Raw genomic sequence first — 2,704 nt, 5'->3', positions numbered from 1 at the left:
CCGCGAGTCGGCATTGGGTGCCGGCGCGAGCGAGGTCTACCTGATCGAAGAGCCCATGGCTGCGGCCATCGGCGCCGGCCTGCCGGTGTCTGAGGCCAGCGGCTCGATGGTGGTCGACATCGGCGGCGGCACCACCGAGGTCGGCGTGATCTCGCTGGGCGGCATGGTCTACAAGGGCTCGGTGCGTGTCGGTGGCGACAAGTTCGACGAGGCCATCATCAACTACATCCGCCGCAACTACGGCATGCTGATCGGCGAGCCCACCGCGGAGATGATCAAGAAGAACATCGGCTCGGCCTTCCCCGGCTCCGAGGTCAAAGAGATGGAAGTGAAAGGCCGCAACCTCAGCGAAGGGGTGCCGCGCAGCTTCACCATCAGCAGCAACGAGATCCTCGAAGCGCTGACCGACCCGCTCAACCAGATCGTCTCCAGCGTGAAAAACGCGCTCGAACAAACCCCCCCCGAGCTGGGTGCCGACATCGCGGAGCGCGGCATGATGCTGACTGGCGGCGGCGCCCTGCTGCGTGACCTCGATCGACTGCTGGCCGAAGAAACCGGTCTCCCGGTGCTGGTGGCCGAAGACCCGCTGACCTGCGTGGTGCGCGGTTGCGGCATGGCGCTTGAGCGCATGGAGCGACTCGGCTCCATCTTCACTTCAGAGTGAACGTGCACAACATCACAAAGCCGGCGCGTCGTGAACGTGGCCGGCTTTTTCAATTGAAACGCGGCTCCGCTTTTTAAGTCACATCGAACATGCCTCTGGGGACACTCGATCGCTCTCCACCGCCCTTCTTCCGACAAGGGCCGTCGGCGTTCACGCGCATGGTGTTTTTCTCGGCGCTGGCCTTGTTCTTGATGGTCGCCGACACCCGCTTCAAGGTGACGCAGCCGCTGCGTGCGGTGGTGGCCACCGTGCTCAACCCGGTGGAGCGGGTGCTGCGCACGCCGGTCGACGCCTGGGAGCTGGCCTCCGACTACCTGATGGGCCTGCAAGACGCACGCTCGGCCGAGAGCCAGGCGCGCCTGGAGTTGGCCAAACAGGCCGAGCGGGCGTCGCGCGTCGAGCAGCTGCTGCAGGAGAACACCCGCCTGCGTGCCCTGCTCGAGCTGCGTGGTGCGCTGAAGGTGCGCTCGTTGACCGCCGAAGTCCTGTACGACGCACCCGACCCTTACTCGCGCAAGGTCATCATCGACCGCGGCAACCGCGATGGCCTGGTGGTGGCTTCGCCGGTCATCAACGAAGTGGGTGTGCTGGGCCAGGTGACCCGCGTCTACCCCTACAGCGCTGAAGTGACCCTGCTCACCGACAAGGAAGCCGCCATCCCGGTGCTCAACGCCCGCACGCAGGCGCGCAGCGCGGCCTTTGGCAACTCGGCGGGTGCCGGCCTGGAGCTGCGTTTCATGGCCGGCAATGCCGACGTGCAAGTGGGCGACGTGCTGTCCACCTCGGGTGTCGACGGCATCTATCCCGCCGGGGTGCCCGTGGCCAAGGTGGTGAGCGTGGACCGCCGCGTGGACACCGGCTTCGCCCGCATTGCGCTCGCGCCGCTGGCCGAGCCCGACAGCGTGCGCCATGTGCTGGTGCTCGAACCCACGGGCATCCAGATGCCGCCGCGGCCCGAGCCCGAGCCTGAGGCCTTGGCGACCAAGCCGGCCAAAAAAGGAGCCCGCAGATGACGATGCGTCGCTCCGAAGGAGTCACCTCATGATGCCGCGTGGCTCCGACCAGCTCTTGCTGCCGGTGAACCCGCTGTTCATGTGGATCACCCTGTTGCTGGCCTTTGCCTTCAACCTGGTGCCGCTGGGGCGCACGGCCTACCTGCCCGACCTGCTGGCCCTGGTGCTGGTGTTCTGGAACGTGCACCAGCCGCGCCGTGTCGGCCTCGGCGCGGCCTTCGTGTTCGGCTTGATGATGGACGTGCACGACAGCGCCGTGCTGGGCCAGCACGCGCTCGCCTACACGCTGCTCAGCTTTTTTGCCATCACCATCCACCGCCGTTTGTTGTGGTTCGGCGTGTTGTCGCAGGCGCTGCAGATCCTGCCGCTGTTCGTGGCAGCGCACGCGGTGGCCATGCTCGTGCGCATGGCGGTGGGCGGCATGTTGCCGGGTTGGCAGCTGATGCTCGCGCCACTGGTCGAGAGCTTGCTGTGGCCGGTGGTGTCGCTCTTGTTGCTGGCCCCCCAGCGCCGCCCGCCCGACCCGGATCAGAATCGACCATTGTGATGTTGGCCCCCCAGTCGCTTCGCTCCTGCCCCCCAGGGGCGCCACCCAGAGGCCCGGCAAAGCCGGCTCCTCGGGTGTTGCTTGATGGATGGCTCGGCGGTGCCCGCCTTTTGTTGGGGAGCGGTGTGTGACAGAAATTCGCAACGTCGAACAGGAGCTGGGCCGGTTTCGCACCCGGCTGCTGGCGGCTGCGGTTTTCGTGCTGATCGCCTTCAGCCTGCTGGCGGCGCGGTTGGTGCTGTTGCAGGTGGTGCGCCACGACGAGCTGGCCACCCAGGCCGAGAACAACCGCATCGCGGTGGTGCCCATCGTGCCCAACCGCGGCCTGATCGTCGACCGCCATGGGGTCGTGCTGGCCAACAACTACTCGGCCTACACGCTGGAGATCATGCCCTCGAAGGTGGACGACCTCGACGCCACCATCAACGAGCTCGAAACCATCATCGAGGTCAACCCGCGCGACCGCCGCCGCTTCAAGCG

The 2,704-nt window shown here is 66.6% G+C and carries 3 protein-coding genes and 1 pseudogene; all 4 read left to right on the top strand.

What is annotated here, in order from left to right; all coding sequences use genetic code 11:
* Positions 1 to 664, top strand: a 664-nt coding sequence (locus RMO40_RS11015) for a rod shape-determining protein MreB (RefSeq protein WP_309720581.1), incomplete at its 5' end; no start/stop codon positions are given.
* A gap of 89 nt (positions 665 to 753) precedes the next feature.
* On the top strand, positions 754 to 1,677 hold the full coding sequence (mreC, locus tag RMO40_RS11010) for a rod shape-determining protein MreC (protein WP_309720578.1): 924 nt from the start codon (positions 754 to 756) through the stop codon (positions 1,675 to 1,677).
* Between the two features lie 28 nt (positions 1,678 to 1,705).
* A complete protein-coding gene (gene mreD / locus RMO40_RS11005) occupies positions 1,706 to 2,224 on the top strand; it encodes a rod shape-determining protein MreD (protein ID WP_309720575.1) in 519 nt (172 codons plus the stop codon).
* Positions 2,225 to 2,351: 127 nt separating this feature from the next.
* A pseudogene (locus tag RMO40_RS11000) lies at positions 2,352 to 2,704 on the top strand (penicillin-binding protein 2); the annotation flags it as partial.

This window comes from Rhizobacter sp. (assembly GCF_031412075.1).
Lineage (GTDB): Bacteria > Pseudomonadota > Gammaproteobacteria > Burkholderiales > Burkholderiaceae_C > Rhizobacter.
Note: the sequence above shows the minus strand (reverse complement) of the source record. Positions and strands in the feature narration are given on the sequence as shown.